Raw genomic sequence first — 16215 nt, 5'->3', positions numbered from 1 at the left:
ATTGGTGCGGGAGGAGCCCCCGAGGAGCCTTATGAGCAGACATGTTCCTACCTACGAGCTTTACGGCGAGAATACTGGCCGAGGGCCGGATTTTTGGTTGCATTGCGAAACAATTCGCTCCCGCAGCAGCCTGCATCAATGGGAAATTCGCCTGCACCGCCACGAAAGTTTCTTTCAGATATTGTACATCGAAGGCGGTTCGGGCGATGCGATCTTCGGTGAAAAGAGCCATGCCATCCGGCCGCCGGCAGTCATCACGGTGCCGCCCGGGCTCAATCACGGCTTTCGTTTTTCACGCGATATCGACGGCCTGGTGATCACCCTATTGAGATCCCATCTCAGCCATCCGCTCGGCGATAAAAGCCAGCTCGGCGAATGGCTGGCGACACCGCATCTGACGCCGCTCGCTCCTGAGAATGCCGAGGCGGCCTATGTCATGCAGACGTTGCGGCGGCTGGGCGACGAATTCGAAAACCGGCGCAGCGGCCGCAACGAGGTGTTGGCTGCCTATGTCGCCTTGGCGCTCAGGCTGACAGCGAGGATTTCCCATCAGGGAAACACGCACGAGCTTCCGCCCGACGAGAACGAGCGGCGGCTGGAAATGCTGAACGAACTCATTCAGCGCCATTTCCGATCGCACAAGCCCGCTTCCTTCTACGCCAGGGAGCTTGGCGTTTCGCCGACGCATCTGACCCGTATCGTCCGGTCGATGACCGGCAACACTCCCCATGAATTGCTCGCCGGCAAACTCATCGAGGAGGCGAAACGCCAGTTGGTCTTTACACTCGGCAGCGTCCAGGAGATCGGATTTCGGCTCGGTTTTGCCGATCCCGCTTATTTCTCGCGTTTCTTCCTCAAATACACCGGAGAAACGCCGCGGGTCTGGCGCGTGAAGGAGAAGGTCCGGCTCGAGGGCGCGTAGGTTTCGGGCATTCACCTCAGGCGCATTCGCAAGCCTCGGATCCATTACGCCGCCGGCCATTTCCAGTCCCGCACCTCCGGCATGTCCTCGCCATATTCGCGGACATAGTCGCGATGCTCCGCAAGCTTGCCGCGGAAGGCGGCGAGCGCTTCGCCTGCTTTTTCCTTCAGGCCGGGCATACGCTCGATGGCTTCGATGGCGAGATGAAAGCGGTCGAGTTCGTTGAGGACGGTCATGTCGAAGGGCGTCGTCGTCGTGCCTTCTTCGATGAAGCCGCGGACGTGGATGTTGTGGTGATTGGTGCGTTTGTAGGTCAGGCGGTGAATGAGATAGGGATAGCCGTGATAGGCGAAAATGACAGGCTTGTCTGATGTGAAGATCGCGTCGAAAGCCGCGTCGGTCAGGCCGTGCGGATGCTGATCCTTTGATTGCAGCGCCAGCAGATCGACGACGTTGACGGTACGGATCTTCAGCTCCGGGATGGCCTTGCGCAGCAGGTCGACGGCGGCGAGCGTCTCCATTGTGGGCACATCGCCGGCGCAGGCCATGACGAGATCGGGGGAGGCGGCGGCGTCCTCGTTGCCCGCCCAGTGCCAGATGCCGATGCCGGCCTCGCAATGTTTCACCGCTTCGCCCATCGACAGCCATTGCGGCTCAGGCTGCTTGCCGGCGACGATGACGTTGACGCGGTCATAGGTGCGAAGGCAATGGTCCCCGACCCAGAGCAGGGTATTGGCATCCGGCGGCAGATAGATGCGGACGATGTCGGCCTTCTTATTGGCGACGAGATCGACGAAACCGGGGTCCTGATGGCTGAAGCCGTTATGGTCCTGACGCCAGACATGCGAGGTCAGCAGGTAATTCAGCGATGAGATCGGCTTTCGCCATTCGAGTTCGCGCGTCACCTTCAGCCATTTGGCGTGCTGGTTGAACATGGAATCGATGATGTGGATGAAGGCTTCGTAGCAGGAGAACAGGCCGTGCCGGCCGGTCAAGAGGTAGCCTTCCAGCCAGCCCTGGCAGAGATGTTCGGAGAGCACCTCCATGACGCGCCCGTCCCGGGAGAGGTGGACGTCATAGGGTTCGATTCCTTCCATCCAGACGCGGTCGGTAACTTCGAAGACGCTGCCGAGGCGGTTCGATTCCGTCTCGTCGGGGCCGAAGATGCGGAAGTTGGCGGCCTCCGCGTTGCGCTTCATCGTGTCGCGCAGGTAATGGCCGAGAATCTCCGTCGACTGCACCATGGCGCTGCCGCGCTTGCCGATATCGACCGCATAGTCGCGTATATCGGGAACATCCAGTTCCCTACGCAGCAAGCCGCCATTGGCGTGCGGATTGGCGCCCATGCGGCGTTCGCCGGCGGGTGCCAGCGCGCGCAGTTCCGGTTTCAGCCGGCCGTCGGCGCCGAACAGGTCTTCCGGATCATAGCCACGCATCCAGTCCTCGAGGATCTTGCGATGGCTGTCATTCTCGCGGCAGTTGGAGACCGGCACCTGATGGGCGCGCCAGAAGCCCTCCACCTTCTTGCCGTCGACTTCCTTCGGGCCGGTCCAGCCCTTCGGGCTGCGCAGTACGATCATCGGCCAGCGCGGGCAGGCCTCTGCGGCCTTGCCGTCACGGGCTTGCCTCTGGATCTCCCGGATGCTGTCGAACACCTTGTCCAGGGTTGCGGCCATCTGCTGGTGCATGTCGCGCGGCTCATGCCCCTCGACGAAGAAGGGTTCGTAGCCATAGCCTTCGAAGAGACGCTTGAGGTCGTCATCACCGGTGCGGCCGAGAATGGTCGGGTTGGCGATCTTGTAGCCGTTCAGATGCAAGATCGGCAGCACGGCGCCGTCGCGGGCGGGATTGAGGAATTTGTTGGAATGCCAACTGGCAGCGAGCGGCCCGGTTTCGGCCTCGCCGTCGCCGACGACGCAGGCGACGACCAGATCGGGATTGTCGAAGGCGGCGCCATAGGCATGGACGAGGGCATAGCCGAGTTCGCCGCCCTCGTGGATCGAGCCCGGCGTTTCGGGTGCTGCATGGCTCGGGATGCCGCCGGGGAAAGAGAATTGCCGGAAGAGCTTGCGCATGCCTTCCGTATCCTCGGAAATACCGGGATAGATTTCGCTATAGGTGCCTTCGAGATAGGTATTGGCCACCATGCCCGGCCCGCCATGGCCGGGGCCGCACATGTAGATGATGTCGAGGTCGCGGGCGCAGATCAGGCGGTTGAGATGCGCATAGATGAAATTCAGGCCGGGTGTCGTGCCCCAATGGCCGAGCAGGCGGGATTTGATGTGCTCCGCTTTCAACGGCTCGCGCAGCAGGGGATTGGCCAGCAGGTAGATCTGGCCGACGGAGAGATAGTTGGCGGCCCGCCAGTAGCGGTCGATCAGGGTGAGTTCGGCATCGGTCAGAGCGGCGGTCGAGACATGCTTTTCCATCGGTTTCTCCCGTTCGAAAACCTGTTCGACGGCAATTCTACCGGCCGGCGCCGAATTGCCGTTGATCTGGATCAGTCACCGCGAAGAATAGACAGCGCCTCGTCGGCGATGACCTGTTCCTCATCGGCGGCGATGACATGGGCGGCGATGCGGCTTTCCCCGCTGCCGATCGCGAAATCATTGGCGGCATTGGCCTTTTCGTCGATCGTAAGGCCGAGCCAGGACAGTCGTTTCGCCACGCCGGCGCGGATCTCCGGCTGATGCTCGCCGATGCCGGCGGTGAAGACGACCGTGTCGAGGCCGTTCAGCGTTGCCGCCATGCGGCCGATTTCGCCGGCGATGCGCAGGGTCAAAAGGTCGATCGCCTGGCGTGCCTCCGGCCGCCCGTCCTTCAAGAGCTCGCGCGTATCGGCGCTGATGCCGGAAACGCCGAGCAGGCCGGAGCGGTGGTAGAGCAGGTCTTCGATCTCCTCGAAGGACTGTTCTCTCTCACCGGCCAGATGCAGGATGACGCCGGGATCGAGTGAGCCGGGGCGCGTCGCCATCGGAATGCCGTCGAGCGTCGAAAAGCCCATGCTGCAATCGCGACTGACGCCTTGATCCAGCGCACAGAGGCTGGCGCCGCTGCCGAGATGGGCGACGACGGCCTTTGCCGCGCGCGGCGCCTTGCTGGCAAGCTCAGCGGCGATGAATTTGTAGGAAAGGCCGTGGAAGCCGTAACGCTTGATACCTTCTTCATGCAGGGCACGGGGAATCGCGAAGCGGCGAACGAGATCGTCCTGCGTGGCATGGAAGGCGGTGTCGAAGGAGGCGGTCTGGGCAAGATGCGGCTTCAGATGCCGGAGTGCGCGGATGAAACGCAGCGCCTGCGGCTGGTGCAGCGGCGCAAGCGGGGTCAGCGCATCGACGGCATCGATCGCGGCGGCGTCGAGGGCGATCGCCTTGGTGAAGCGGTCGCCGCCATGGACGACGCGATGGCCGGCGGCGCGTGTGGCGGTCATATCGAAATGATCGGCGAGAAGCGCGAAAACCTCGTCGATGACGCCGTGCAGGTCATCCGTCACTTCGGCCTTCAATGGCATGTCGAATGTCTGCGATCCCTTCGTCAGGCCGAGCGAGAGCGGCTCGGCGCGAAAATCGATCACACCCTTGCCGATGCGCCGGGCCGCAGCGCCATCCATCGCGAAGATGCCGATCTTGACGGTCGAGGAGCCGGCATTGAAGGTCAGGAGGAGATCGGTCGATGGCATGTTTCGAAGACTCCGCGTCAAGATGCCGAACTTAGCGCCGGGGCTTCGGACGGAAAGGCATTTATTCGCCGGTCGCGTGTTTTTGTCGCTCCCGGCCCGTCATTCCGGTCGGTGGGGCGTGCGACGGGGTATTTTCATCCGTAGGGCGGACAGCGTGTGACGACTAATATTGCCTGATGTCAGTGCCTTACGGGGAGAGGCAGGCGGGGCGTCATGAGAGCTTCACGCTGCGGAATTATTAACAAAAGGCAAATTTGCAAAACGGAATAAGGAACTATGCCATGGCCGATATTGCCCCCAGCCAGGTTCATAGCGACGCTTCCCACCCGCTCCACAGTTCGAATTCATCCGGCAAATGGTTCTTGCCGCTCTTCGCACTCGTTCTGGTCTGCGGCCTCGGATATGTCGCCTATGCACTCACCCGCGACCTGACCGCAGTTGCCGTTCCCTGGATTCTCTTAGGCCTTGCGCTGCTGATCGCGCTCGGCTTCGAATTCGTCAACGGTTTCCACGATACGGCCAATGCCGTCGCCACCGTCATCTACACCCGTTCCCTGCCGGCGGAATTCGCCGTCATCTGGTCGGGTTTCTTCAACTTCCTCGGCGTGCTGACCTCGAGCGGCGCCGTTGCCTTCGGCATTCTGGCGCTGCTGCCGGTGGAACTGATCCTGCAGGTCGGCTCCGGTTCCGGCCTTGCCATGGTCTTCGCGCTGTTGATCGCCGCGATCGTGTGGAACCTCGGCACCTGGTATCTCGGCCTGCCGTCGTCGAGCTCGCATACGCTTGTCGGATCGATCATCGGCGTCGGCCTCGCCAACCAGTTCCTGGCGCCGGCAGGCACGGCGACGAGCGGCGTCGACTGGTCGCAGGCGACCAATATCGGCCTGTCGCTTTTGATCTCGCCGCTGATCGGCTTCGGTCTTTCTGCCGTGCTTCTGCTGGTCATGAAGGTTCTGGTGCGCAACAAGGCGCTCTATGACGAACCGAAGGGCAATCAGCCGCCGCCGCTCTGGATCCGTGCGATCCTGATCTTCACCTGCACCGGCGTCAGCTTCGCCCACGGCTCCAACGACGGCCAGAAGGGCATGGGCCTGATCATGCTCATCCTGATCGGCCTCGTGCCGACCGCCTTCGCGCTGAACCGCACGCCCGATGTCAACTATCTCGAAGCCTACAAGTCGGCATCGGTTCAGGTGGAAACCGCGCTCGGCAAATATGTGAAGCCCGGCGTGACCGTCACCGACTACAAGGCCGAAGTCAGCAACGCCGTCAAGAACAAGACCTGGACGGATGCGACGACGCCGGCCCTGCAGCAATATATCCATCAGACGAGCGCCGAAGTCGCCGCCTTCCCGACGCTGGAAGCGGTGCCGACCAATCTCGTCGGCAACGTCCGTAACGACATCTACCTGATCGGCGAGGCGCTGAAGCTGATCGACAAGCAGAAGCTGCTGCCGATGGACGCTGGCGATCTCTCGGCAGTGACGAACTACCACAAGGCGGTCGACAATGCGACGAAGTTCATCCCGCTCTGGGTGAAGGTGGCGGTGGCGATCGCGCTCGGTCTCGGCACGATGGTGGGCTGGAAGCGCATCGTCGTCACCGTCGGCGAGAAGATCGGCAAGACGCATCTGACCTACGGCCAGGGCGCGGCTGCCGAAATCGTGGCGATGGTCACCATCGCCTCGGCCGATCATCTCGGCCTGCCGGTCTCGACCACCCATGTTCTGTCGTCAGGCGTTGCCGGCACCATGGCGGCGAATGGTTCCGGCCTGCAATGGTCGACCGTGCGCAACATGCTGATGGCCTGGGTGCTGACGCTGCCGGCTTCGATCGCGATCGCCTTCGTGCTGTTCGTGATCCTGCGCCAGCTTTTCTAAGGCGCTCCGTCAGGCCGTTGAGGCCAGACTGGCATTGCGATCGCTGATGAAGATGCCCGCCTCGGCGGCGGGCATCGCCTTGCCGAAGAGATAGCCCTGGCCGATATCGCAGCCAAGCTGCAGCAGGAAGGCGAGCTGGCTATGCTCCTCGACGCCTTCGGCTGTTGTTTTGATGTTGAGGCTCCGGCCGAGGCCGAGCATGGCGCGGACGATCTTTTCCTGGCGTTCGTCGTCGTGATAGGTGGCGATGAAGCTTTTGTCGATCTTGATCTTGTCGAAACGGTAGCGGGCGAGCTGGGCGAGGCTCGAATAGCCGGTGCCGAAATCGTCGAGGGCGATCTGGATGCCGGCCGCGTGCAGTTCGTCGAGAACGACGGCGGCGATGGCGGGATCCTGGATCAAGGCATTTTCGGTGATCTCCACTTCCAGGCGCTGCGGCGGCAGCCGGCTTGCGGACAGAACCTTGAGGATGCGCGAAGTCAGCAGCCTGTCTTCCATCTGCACCGGCGAGACGTTGAAGGACAAGGTCACATGCTCCGGCCAGGTGAGTGCGTCGCTGCAGGCTTGGGCGAGAAGATCCTCGAACAACGCGGTGATCATGCCCGTCTCTTCGGCGATATCGATGAAGACAGGCGGCGGGATGTTGACGCCATCATCGCCGATCCAGCGCGCCAAGGCCTCGAAGCCACAGAGCTGGCCGGACTTCAGGTCGATCAGCGGCTGATAGAAGGGTTTGATCGCCTTGCTGGAAATTGCGGCCCGCAGCCTGGTTTCCAGGGCGGCGCGTTCCGTTACCCTATCTTGCATCGAAGGTTCGAAGACGAAATAGTGGTTGGGGCCGCGTGATTTCGCCTCGTACATGGCGAGGTCGGCACGATGGGCGGCATCCTCAAGCGGTTCGGCTCCCTCGACCCAGCGGTCATAGCCGACGCTGGCGCCGACTTCGACGGCAAAGCCATCGATATGGATCGGCCGGGTAACGGCCTGGATCAAAAGCTTGGCAAAACGCTCCTCGCGTTGCGCCGTCAGGGCGAAGGCGACGATGATGAATTCGTCGCCACCGAAGCGATAGACGCAATCGGCATTGCCGAGCGCGCAGATCCGTCTGGCAACCTCGATCAGCAGGACGTCGCCGCCCTTGTGGCCGACGAGATCGTTGACTTTCTTGAAGCCGTCGAGGTCGACGGAGAAGAGGGTGACGTTGCGGTCCCACTCCTCGATCTCCTCCTCGTCGGTCTTGATCGGCCGTGAGAGAATCTTGCGCTCGAAGGCGTAGCGGTTCGGCAATTTGGTCAGGTGGTCGTGGGTTGCGGTCCAATCGGCCTTTGCCTGGGCGACGGCGCGCTGTTCCGTTTCCTTGCGCAGGTCGGCGATGCGAAGCACCGAATAGATGAAGCTCATGGCACCGGCGATGCCGAGCGCCAGAACAAGCTTGTCGGCGCCGTATTCGCCGAAGCCGGTCATGAAGAAGACAAGGCTGTCGTCGAGTTGCAGCAGCGTGCCGAGGAGCCAGAGAGTGATCCCGAACCCGATGATCGACACACATTGCCTTCCGGCCCTGCTCTGGAAAAATACCGGCACTACGCCTTCTCCATCTCCACCCTTCGCGGAAGTAGCACGAAAGTCTGAAATGTTTGTTGAAACCAGAAGGCGAATTATCGGAGGCGGCAGCCTGGTGCTGTACCGTCGAGAGACTGGCGGGCGCGGAAAGAACGAAGGCGAGCGTGCCATGGCACCGCTCGCCCTTTTCGTGCTTCAGGCGGTGACGATCAGCAGCGGGACGCTGACGATGAGACCGACCAGAACTGTGACTGTGGCAAAACGCATCAAACGCAAGCGTCGCGTGCGCTCCCCACTCCAATCATATGTCATTCTTCCATCTCCTTGGGATAAGGAAGTAGTCCCCGCCAAACCGGGTTCAATAGAGATGACGCGATTTGCTTGTGTAAGGCTGGATAAGTTTATGCAGCGATTCAAAGCGTTACAGCGGCCTCGGGCTCTAATGCGGAAAGCGTAAAGACCAGCGCCGGCCATTACTGGTCATGTGAATGACGGCGAGTGGTTCGACGTCGCTCAGCCAGAAGGAAGGGAGTGGCGCCTGAAGCACATGCGCCACCGCCGCCCGGATGACTGCCGCGTGGCTGACGGCGATCACATGGCCGCCGAGGCTGGATTCATTGTCCATCCACCCGGCGACCCGTGTGCTGAGATCAATAAGGCTCTCGCCGCCATGCGGGGCAGCTTCCGGATCGCTCATCCAGGCCATGAGGTTCTCCGGCTCGTCTGCCTCGACCGCGGTGATCGATCTGCCGGCCCAGCGGCCATGATCGCAATCGCGAAGCGCCTGATCTATCCGGGCTTCAAGGCGAAGCGCTTCCGCCGTCTGGCGGGCGCGCAAGGCGGGGCTCGTGGAAACGCGGTCGGCGCGGGGAGGGGCGGCCATCCTGCCCGCTTCTTCCGCCGCCTTGTCTTCCAGCGGTTCGTCGAGCGGAAACAGAGCTTTGCGGCTTGCCATCGTCGCGCCGTGGCAGATCCAGGTGAGGCGCGTATTCACCATCGTTCTGATCCCCCGGAATGCGGCTCCAGCGTCCTTTGCCGGCTTGTGAAGTTTCGTTGACAGTCTCTTCGGCGTGCAGATATAACCGTGCTGTTGCGGGTTTGGAAGCCGGTGGAAATCCGGCACGGTCGCGCCACTGTGACCAGCGTGTCGAAAGCTCTTCGCGCTGGAAGTCAGACCCACCTGCATAAGCACTCTTTCGACTGAACGCGTCATTCCCGGAGGAATACATGTCTGACACCACTTTCGCGCCCGCAGCAGTACCGGCGCCGATCCCCGTAGGAGAGATCCTGCCCTGGGCGATCTTCGGCGGCCTGCTGATGCTCATCGTCCTCTATTTCGTCGGTACCGAGGAAGGCGCGATGGCGCTGTTCAACGGCATGTATGTACATGAATTCGTTCATGACGCCCGCCACCTTCTCGGCTTCCCCTGCCACTAGAGCGCGTCGCGATCTTCCAGATCCGCGAGATACGTTTTAGTTTTTGTTTTTGCATGTCGTCATCGCAAAACCGCCGAACGCTTTTGTGCGACGTGCTTTAGGGGAGGGTCTCACATGGTTGGAAATCTTCTGCTTCGCGGCATGATCGCGGGCGTAATTGCTGGCATCCTGGTTTTTGCCTTTGCACGTTTCTTCGGCGAACCGCTCGTCGATGCGGCCATCGCCTTCGAAGAGGCGGCGGCGCAGGCTGCTGGCGTGGTTGCCGAACCTGAGATCGTCAGCCGCGCCACCCAGGCGGGGCCGGGGCTCTTTATCGGCGTCATGGCCTATAGCGTGGCCGTCGGCGGGCTCTTCGCACTCGCCTTCGCTTTCGTGCATGGGCGCTTCAGCAACCTTTCGGCGCGCGGCACTTCGGCCGTCATCGCGATTGCCGCTTTCGTGGCGATCGTCCTCGTTCCCGGGATCAAATATCCGGCCAACCCGCCGGCAGTCGGCAATCCCGACACGATCGGCGTCAGGACCGAGCTGTTTTTCCTGATGATCGTCGTCTCGCTCGCTGCGCTGGTTGCCGGAGTGGCACTGTCGCGCCGCCTTACCGAGCGTTTCGGTCTCTGGAATGGTGCGATCATTGCCGGCATCGCCTATCTCGTTTTCATCGGTGTCGTGCTTTATCTGCTGCCGCCGATCAACGAGGTGCCGGAGAACTTCTCGGCGATGGTGCTCTGGCGGTTCCGCACGACAACGCTCGGCATGCATATGATCCTTTGGGCAACCTTGGGCCTTGCCTTCGGAGCGCTGGCGGAAAAGCGGCTTGCCGTTAAGGGCGGGCAAAGAGGTCGGCCGGCCACGGCTTTTCATTGAACGTATCGAAGGGCGCCGCTTTGCCGGCGCCCTGAACTTTCCGGGCAAGCATGAAAAGCAGCAGAACCATATCGCTCCTGTCGACGGCGTTTGCCAGCGCCGCCTTTTTTTGTGTGGTTGCCGGAAGCGCCTTTGCCCATAGCCGCAGCGGCGACGGCAGCCATGCCGGGCTGGATATCCCGGAGATTTCCCATGGTGAGATGGCGGTGATTTCAGACTATCGCAGTGGGATCATCGAGCTTGCGTCGCAAGCGGTCGATACAAACGAGCGGTTCCGCCGCGTGCTGAACTATGCCCAAATCCAGTATTCCTATTGTCTATGGGGCCGGATGCCGGGCAGCGTGACGGACGAGGAGAGCCCGTTCAACGAATGCGCCCATGCCCATCTCGCAGCGACCAAGGCCGTCTTGCTTTCGATGCGCGAGATGCCGCGGGAGAGCGCTGCGGCGGGTGACATCATTTCTGCGGTCGATGCGGACATGGTGCGGCGCGGCCTGGCACTCGTCACCTGCCGGTTCAGCGGCGAGGCCTTCAACACCGCCGATGTCGTCAAGCCGCACTGGAGCAAGGTACCGTTTCATCCAGCCAGCATGGCGTCGTTGACGGGGCTTGCCGCATTGTTCGGCGTTGGGTTTTTTGCGCTTCGCCGCCTGCTGCGGCCGAAGGCTCAATCGTCGGAATAGCGCTGCTCGCGCCACGGATCGCCATACATATGGTAGCCGTTCTTTTCCCAGAAGCCGGCTTCGTCGTCCGGCATCAATTCGATGCGGCGCAGCCATTTGGCGCTTTTCCAGAAATAGAGATGCGGCACGACCAGGCGCATCGGGCCGCCGTGATCCGGCGTCAGCGGCAGGCCTTCCCAGGCGGTGGCAAGGATCGCGTCCTCGGCGGCGAAATCGGAAAGCGGCAGGTTGGTGGTATAGCCGTCATAACTGGTCAGCATGACGTAACCGGCTTCGGGCTTCGGCATGGCGAGGTCGAGCAGATCGCGCGTCGAGACGCCCTTCCATTTGTTGTCGTAGCGCGACCATGTGGTGACGCAGTGGATGTCGCTCACCCCAGTGCTCTGCTCGATCGCCTGGAAGGCCGCCCAGGTGAGGGTGAGTGGCGTATCGACGAGGCCGCGCACCTCGAGCCGCCAGCTATCTGTGGAGATAACGGGCTGCTGGCCGAGATCGAGCACCGGCCAGTTCTTGACGAGATGCTGGCCGGGCGGCAGGCGCTCGGCTTCGGGACGGCTGATGCGGCCGGTCAGAAACTTGCCCTCGGCCGCCCAGCGACGCTTGGATGTGGTGAGCTTGCTGTCGGCGGGCGTCGGGTTGTCGCTCATGGCGGGGTTCCTTGCGATGCGGCAATAGGACATCCGCCCTTGCCGGGTGTCAAGTTTCGGCAGGCCCTTGGAAAACCTTGCCGGGGTTATTAAACTCGGCGCTGTCGGGTATGCCTCGCTGGGGAGTGGAGGCAGAAAGGGGAGGAGCCGGATCTGTCTTTGCGATATCGTGCGATAGCGGCGTTGCTCGTCGTGCCGGTGATCACCTTCGCCTTCTTCACCTATGGAAGCGCGATTGCGACGCGCGCCTATATGGCGGAAGCCTCGGCGCAGGCGGGAACGGCGCTGCGCCTTGCTGTCTCGGCGCTCAGCGGTCACCTCAACCGCTACGAGGCGCTGCCGGCGCTGATTGCCGATCACGAGGACATCAAGGAACTGCTCAGCGCGCCCGAGGATACGGCGCTGCGCGATGCCGCCAATCTCTATCTCAAGGAGATCAACGGGCTGCTGAAATCCTCCGATATCTATGTGGTCAAGCCCGATGGAGAGACGATCGCGGCGAGCAACTATGATGGACCGGCAAGCTTCGTCGGACAGAATTTCAGCTACCGGCCCTATTTTCAGGATGCGATCGAAGGCCGGCAGGCGCGGTTCTACGCGCTCGGCACAACCTCGCTGAAGCGTGGCTATTATTTTGCCGCGCCGATCCGGATCGGCGCGGCTATTCGCGGCGTCATCGTCTTCAAGGTCGATATCGACATGATCGAATCCTCCTGGGGCGGCGGCGAATACAAGATCTTCGTCTCCGATCCGGAGGGCATCATCTTCATGTCCGGCAGCCCGGAATGGCTCTACGGCGCCATCCTGCCGCTGACGGCCGACCGCATCGCACGCACGGAAGCGTCGCGGCGTTATGCCAATGCCAGGCTGACGGCGCTGCCGGTGACACGTCAGCGCTTCGAGCCACACGAACTGATGACGCTGGCCGGCGAGCGTGGCTCGAGCGAATATCTGGTGCTATCGCATTATATGCCGGCCGAGGACTGGACGGTGAACGTGCTGATGGAGACGAGTTCCATCCGTGCCCAGGCGCGCACGGCGCTTGCGGCTGTCTTTCTCATCCTCTGCATTGCCGGGCTCGCGGTCGCGGTCATTCGCCAGCGGCGGGCGCGGCTTGCCGAGCGCATGCAGATGCAGGCCGACGCCCGCAACGAGCTGGAGCGGCGCGTCGATGAGCGCACGGCCGATCTTGCCCGCGTCAACAGCCGCATCGAAGAAGAGATCGCCGAACGGCGGCTGACCGAGCAGCAGCTTCGCCAGACACAGGCCGATCTGATCCAGGCCGGCAAGCTCGCCGGGCTCGGGCAGATGTCGGCTGCGCTTTCGCACGAGTTCAACCAGCCGCTCGCCGCTGCCAAGACCTATACGGACAGCGCCTCCGTTCTCATCGATCGTGGGCGGACGGAGGAGGCGCGGGACAATATTAAGCGTATCGGCGGGCTCATCGACCGCATGGCCGCGATCAGCCGGCACCTGCGCAACTTTGCTCGCAAACCGAACGAGAAGCTCGGGTCGGTTTCTCTCGACGAGGCGATGCATGACACGCTCGAGATCATCGCCTGGCGGCTGAAGGCGGCGGATGCCGAGCTCCGGCTTAATCTGGGGGGCCGGCCGCCTGTCGTGCGCGCCGGTTCGGTGCGCCTGCAGCAGGTGCTGGTGAATGTGATCTCGAATGCGGCCGATGCGGTGGAAGGGCTGGACGACAGGCGCATCGAGGTTTGCGCCTTCGAGGAGGCCGGCAAGGTGGTGCTGACGATACGCGACCACGGGCCGGGTGTGCCGGCGGCGATCGCCGAGCGCATTTTCGATCCCTTCTTCACGACCAAGGGCGTCGGCAAGGGACTCGGTCTCGGGCTTTCGATCTCCTATAACATCATCAAGGACTTCGGCGGCAGCCTCACTGCGGCCAATCATCCCGAAGGGGGTGCGGTGTTCCGCATCGAGCTGCAGTCGGCGGCGGGGCTGATGCCGGAGGCAGCGGAATGAACGATGCGAAGATCCTGCTGGTTGACGACGAGGAGGAACTGCGCCGCTCGACGGCGCAGGCGCTGGAGCTCTCCGGCTTCAGCGTCGAGACCTTTTCGAACGGCGACCATGTGCTCGAGCTGATCGGCTACAGCTTTCCCGGCGTCGTCGTCAGCGACATCCGCATGCCCGGCATGGACGGCATGACACTGATGCAGAAGATCCGCGAACTCGACACGGAGGTGCCGGTCATTCTCGTCACCGGCCATGGCGACGTGCAGCTGGCGGTGAAGGCGATGCGCGAAGGCGCCTATGATTTCATCGAGAAACCGTTCACGCCCGAAATGCTCGCCGGCGTCATCCGCCGGGCGATGGAACGGCGTAGCCTCGTGCTCGAAAACCGGCTGCTGAAGGCGGTCGCCGGCAAGCGTGACGATATCGAGGCGCGGCTGCCGGGGCGCACGCAGGTGATGGTGGATCTGCGCTACCGCATCCGCGCGATCGGCGCGAGCGATGCCGACACGCTCATCGTCGGCGAGACCGGCGCCGGCAAGGAAGTGGTGGCGCGGGCGCTGCACGATATCAGCGCCCGGGCGAGCCGGCCGTTCATCGCGATCAACTGCGCCGCGCTGCCGGCAAACCTGATCGAGAGCGAGCTCTTCGGCCATGAGATTGGGGCCTTTCCGGGGGCGGTGAGGCCGCGCTACGGAAAGTTCGAGCATGGGCGCGGCGGCACCATCCTGCTCGACGAGATCGGCTCCATGCCCTTCGACCTGCAGGCGAAGTTCCTGCGGGTGCTGCAGGAGCGGGTGATAACAAGGCTCGGATCGAACGAGGTCGTCGCGCTCGACGTGCGCTTCATCGCCACGAGCAAGGTCGACCTGGAAGCGGAAGTGGCGGCCGGGCGCTTCCGCGCCGACCTCTTCTACCGGCTTGATGTCGCGACGTTGCATGTGCCCTCGCTGTCGCAGCGGCGGGCCGATATTCCGCTGCTTTTCCTGCAGCTGGTACGGGAGGCGGCCGCCCGCTACGGCCGCGACGAGGGGGCCGTGCCGCCGGAGATGATCTCCGACATTGCCCAGCGCGACTGGCCGGGCAATGTGCGTGAACTCAGGAACGCCGCCGACCGGCTGGTTCTCGGCCTCGACAATGGCGGGCGGCAGGCCGAGGAGGCGACCGGGCTTGCGGAGCGGGTCGCCGAGTTCGAACGAGGGGTCATTGCCAGCGCGCTGGTGGCGCATGGCGGCAGCCTCAGGCCGGTCTACGAGTCACTCGGCATTTCCCGCAAGACCCTCTACGAAAAGATGCAGAAATACGGCCTCGACAAGCGGATGCTGACCACCGACGGCTAGATTGCGGCGGCTGAACCTGCTGCGATGGGTGGAAATCCACCCATCGCATTGGTCGTTTGTTTCCAAATCGACCCATGCTGCATCGCACTTTCGCAGAATCCTCCTTCGAAAGCGGCGGCGATCATTGCGGACCGATTTTTCGCGGCGGCAAATAGGCCATCCCAACCGGCGCGGAGGATGTGTCGGCGGGCTTGCTTATTTCATCAGGGAGGAAACGATGAAAATCCTGAAGGCCATGCTCGGCCTGACCGCGGCTGCAGCGGTCTCTCTTCTCGCCGGCGCCGCTACGGCGCAGACCTATCCCGAACGCACCATCACCATGGTCGTGCCCTTTGCGGCCGGCGGCCCGACCGACACCGTCGCACGTCTCGTCGCCGAATCCATGTCGAAGGATCTCGGCCAGCAGATCGTCGTCGAAAATGTCGGCGGCGCCGGTGGCACGCTCGGTGCCGGCCGCGTGGCAAATGCCGATCCCGACGGTTACACCATCCTGCTGCACCATATCGGCATGGCGACCAGCGCCACGCTCTACCGCAAGCTCGCCTACGACACGCTCGGCGCCTTCGATTATGTCGGCCTCGTCACCGAGGTGCCGATGACGATCGTCGCACGCAAGGACATGGAGCCGGCCGATCTCAAGGGGCTGATCGATTATATCAGGGCCAACAAGGACAAGGTGACGGTCGCCAATGCCGGCATCGGTGCCGCCTCGCATCTCTGCGGCATGATGTTCATGAGCGCCATCCAGACGCCGCTCACGACCGTTCCCTATAAGGGTACCGGCCCTGCCATGACCGACCTGCTCGGCGGCCAGGTCGACGTCATGTGCGACCAGACGACCAATACGACGAAGCAGATTCAGGGCGGCACGATCAAGGCCTATGCCGTGACCTCGCCCAAGCGCCTTGACGTGATGAAGGACATTCCGACGGCGGTCGAAGCCGGCCTGCCGGGCTTCGAAGTCGGCATTTGGCACGGCATCTACACGCCGAAGGGCACGCCGGCTGCGATCAACGAACGTCTGTCGAAATCGCTGCAGGTCGCGCTTAAGGATCCGAATGTCGGCGCCCGCTTCGCCGAGCTCGGCACGGCGCCGTCTTCCGACGCCGATGCGACGCCGGCGGCGTTGAAGGCCAAGCTCGAAAGCGAGATCACCCGCTGGAAAACGGTGATCGAGGCTGCCGGCGAATATGCCGACTGAGGATTACCTCATCGGGCATGCCGAAAGA

The 16215-nt window shown here is 62.6% G+C and carries 13 protein-coding genes and 1 riboswitch; of the genes, 8 read left to right on the top strand and 5 right to left on the bottom strand.

What is annotated here, in order from left to right; translation table 11 throughout:
• The first annotated feature begins 31 nt into the window (after nucleotides 1-31).
• A complete protein-coding gene (locus tag CO667_RS26005; protein WP_097621167.1) occupies nucleotides 32-922 on the top strand; it encodes a helix-turn-helix domain-containing protein in 891 nt (296 codons plus the stop codon).
• Nucleotides 923-966: 44 nt separating this feature from the next.
• On the opposite strand, the gene CO667_RS26000 is transcribed toward CO667_RS26005, so the two are convergent.
• Nucleotides 967-3351, bottom strand: coding sequence for a phosphoketolase family protein (locus CO667_RS26000; protein WP_097621166.1), 2385 nt, complete (start codon nucleotides 3349-3351; stop codon nucleotides 967-969).
• A gap of 71 nt (nucleotides 3352-3422) precedes the next feature.
• Nucleotides 3423-4601 carry an acetate/propionate family kinase gene (locus tag CO667_RS25995; protein ID WP_097621165.1) on the bottom strand — a complete coding sequence of 393 codons (1179 nt, stop codon included), beginning with the start codon at nucleotides 4599-4601 and terminating at the stop codon, nucleotides 3423-3425.
• Nucleotides 4602-4882: 281 nt separating this feature from the next.
• Here CO667_RS25995 and CO667_RS25990 point away from each other — a divergent pair, with 281 nt between their 5' ends.
• The gene (locus tag CO667_RS25990; RefSeq protein WP_097621164.1) at nucleotides 4883-6481 is read left to right on the top strand and encodes an inorganic phosphate transporter; all 1599 of its coding nucleotides are present in this window, start codon (nucleotides 4883-4885) and stop codon (nucleotides 6479-6481) included.
• A 9-nt stretch (nucleotides 6482-6490) separates the two neighbouring features.
• Here CO667_RS25990 and CO667_RS25985 read toward each other — a convergent pair whose 3' ends face one another.
• Nucleotides 6491-8062: a bifunctional diguanylate cyclase/phosphodiesterase gene (locus CO667_RS25985; RefSeq protein WP_097621163.1), complete on the bottom strand. Its 1572-nt coding sequence runs from the start codon at nucleotides 8060-8062 to the stop codon at nucleotides 6491-6493.
• 418 nt (nucleotides 8063-8480) lie between these two features.
• The gene (locus CO667_RS25980; RefSeq protein WP_097621227.1) at nucleotides 8481-9035 is read right to left on the bottom strand and encodes a histidine phosphatase family protein; all 555 of its coding nucleotides are present in this window, start codon (nucleotides 9033-9035) and stop codon (nucleotides 8481-8483) included.
• An 83-nt stretch (nucleotides 9036-9118) separates the two neighbouring features.
• Nucleotides 9119-9240, top strand: a riboswitch (cobalamin riboswitch).
• A 28-nt stretch (nucleotides 9241-9268) separates the two neighbouring features.
• Here CO667_RS25980 and CO667_RS25975 point away from each other — a divergent pair.
• From CO667_RS25975 to CO667_RS25965, 3 genes are all read left to right on the top strand, one after another.
• The gene (locus CO667_RS25975) at nucleotides 9269-9478 is read left to right on the top strand and encodes a CbtB domain-containing protein (RefSeq protein ID WP_097621162.1); all 210 of its coding nucleotides are present in this window, start codon (nucleotides 9269-9271) and stop codon (nucleotides 9476-9478) included.
• A 114-nt stretch (nucleotides 9479-9592) separates the two neighbouring features.
• Complete coding sequence (locus CO667_RS25970) at nucleotides 9593-10339, top strand: CbtA family protein (protein WP_097621161.1); 747 nt, start codon at nucleotides 9593-9595, stop codon at nucleotides 10337-10339.
• 50 nt (nucleotides 10340-10389) lie between these two features.
• Nucleotides 10390-11022 carry a hypothetical protein gene (locus tag CO667_RS25965; protein ID WP_097621160.1) on the top strand — a complete coding sequence of 211 codons (633 nt, stop codon included), beginning with the start codon at nucleotides 10390-10392 and terminating at the stop codon, nucleotides 11020-11022.
• Here CO667_RS25965 and CO667_RS25960 read toward each other — a convergent pair.
• Nucleotides 11007-11669, bottom strand: coding sequence for a sulfite oxidase-like oxidoreductase (locus CO667_RS25960; RefSeq protein WP_097621226.1), 663 nt, complete (start codon nucleotides 11667-11669; stop codon nucleotides 11007-11009). The two genes, CO667_RS25965 and CO667_RS25960, sit on opposite strands and share 16 nt — an antisense overlap.
• 159 nt (nucleotides 11670-11828) lie before the next feature.
• Here CO667_RS25960 and CO667_RS25955 point away from each other — a divergent pair, with 159 nt between their 5' ends.
• The 3 genes from CO667_RS25955 to CO667_RS25945 all read left to right on the top strand — a co-directional run bounded on the left by CO667_RS25955 (nucleotide 11829) and on the right by CO667_RS25945 (nucleotide 16187).
• Nucleotides 11829-13655, top strand: coding sequence for a sensor histidine kinase (locus tag CO667_RS25955; RefSeq protein ID WP_280953252.1), 1827 nt, complete (start codon nucleotides 11829-11831; stop codon nucleotides 13653-13655).
• Nucleotides 13652-14986, top strand: a complete 1335-nt coding sequence (locus tag CO667_RS25950) for a sigma-54 dependent transcriptional regulator (protein WP_097621158.1) — start codon at nucleotides 13652-13654, stop codon at nucleotides 14984-14986. The genes CO667_RS25955 and CO667_RS25950 overlap by 4 nt, the downstream gene beginning before the upstream one ends.
• A gap of 217 nt (nucleotides 14987-15203) precedes the next feature.
• Nucleotides 15204-16187 (top strand): tripartite tricarboxylate transporter substrate-binding protein, encoded by a 984-nt coding sequence (locus CO667_RS25945; protein WP_097621157.1) that lies wholly within the window; start codon nucleotides 15204-15206, stop codon nucleotides 16185-16187.
• Nucleotides 16188-16215: the final 28 nt, after the last annotated feature.

Origin of the sequence: Rhizobium sp. L43 (genome assembly GCF_002531725.1) — a bacterium.
Taxonomy (GTDB): domain Bacteria; phylum Pseudomonadota; class Alphaproteobacteria; order Rhizobiales; family Rhizobiaceae; genus Rhizobium.
The sequence above is the reverse complement of the archived record's forward strand: the minus strand, read 5'-3'. Positions and strand labels throughout refer to the sequence as shown.

What these genes read in the sequence shown, in the direction of transcription:
- CO667_RS26000 (WP_097621166.1), bottom strand. Translation starts at nt 3,351, where the DNA reads ATGGAAAAGCATGTCTCGACCGCCGCTCTGACCGATGCCGAACTCACC.
- CO667_RS25970 (WP_097621161.1), top strand. Translation starts at nt 9,593, where the DNA reads ATGGTTGGAAATCTTCTGCTTCGCGGCATGATCGCGGGCGTAATTGCT.
- CO667_RS25960 (WP_097621226.1), bottom strand. Translation starts at nt 11,669, where the DNA reads ATGAGCGACAACCCGACGCCCGCCGACAGCAAGCTCACCACATCCAAG.
- CO667_RS25975 (WP_097621162.1), top strand. Translation starts at nt 9,269, where the DNA reads ATGTCTGACACCACTTTCGCGCCCGCAGCAGTACCGGCGCCGATCCCC.
- CO667_RS25990 (WP_097621164.1), top strand. Translation starts at nt 4,883, where the DNA reads ATGGCCGATATTGCCCCCAGCCAGGTTCATAGCGACGCTTCCCACCCG.
- CO667_RS25965 (WP_097621160.1), top strand. Translation starts at nt 10,390, where the DNA reads ATGAAAAGCAGCAGAACCATATCGCTCCTGTCGACGGCGTTTGCCAGC.
- CO667_RS26005 (WP_097621167.1), top strand. Translation starts at nt 32, where the DNA reads ATGAGCAGACATGTTCCTACCTACGAGCTTTACGGCGAGAATACTGGC.
- CO667_RS25950 (WP_097621158.1), top strand. Translation starts at nt 13,652, where the DNA reads ATGAACGATGCGAAGATCCTGCTGGTTGACGACGAGGAGGAACTGCGC.
- CO667_RS25995 (WP_097621165.1), bottom strand. Translation starts at nt 4,601, where the DNA reads ATGCCATCGACCGATCTCCTCCTGACCTTCAATGCCGGCTCCTCGACC.
- CO667_RS25945 (WP_097621157.1), top strand. Translation starts at nt 15,204, where the DNA reads ATGAAAATCCTGAAGGCCATGCTCGGCCTGACCGCGGCTGCAGCGGTC.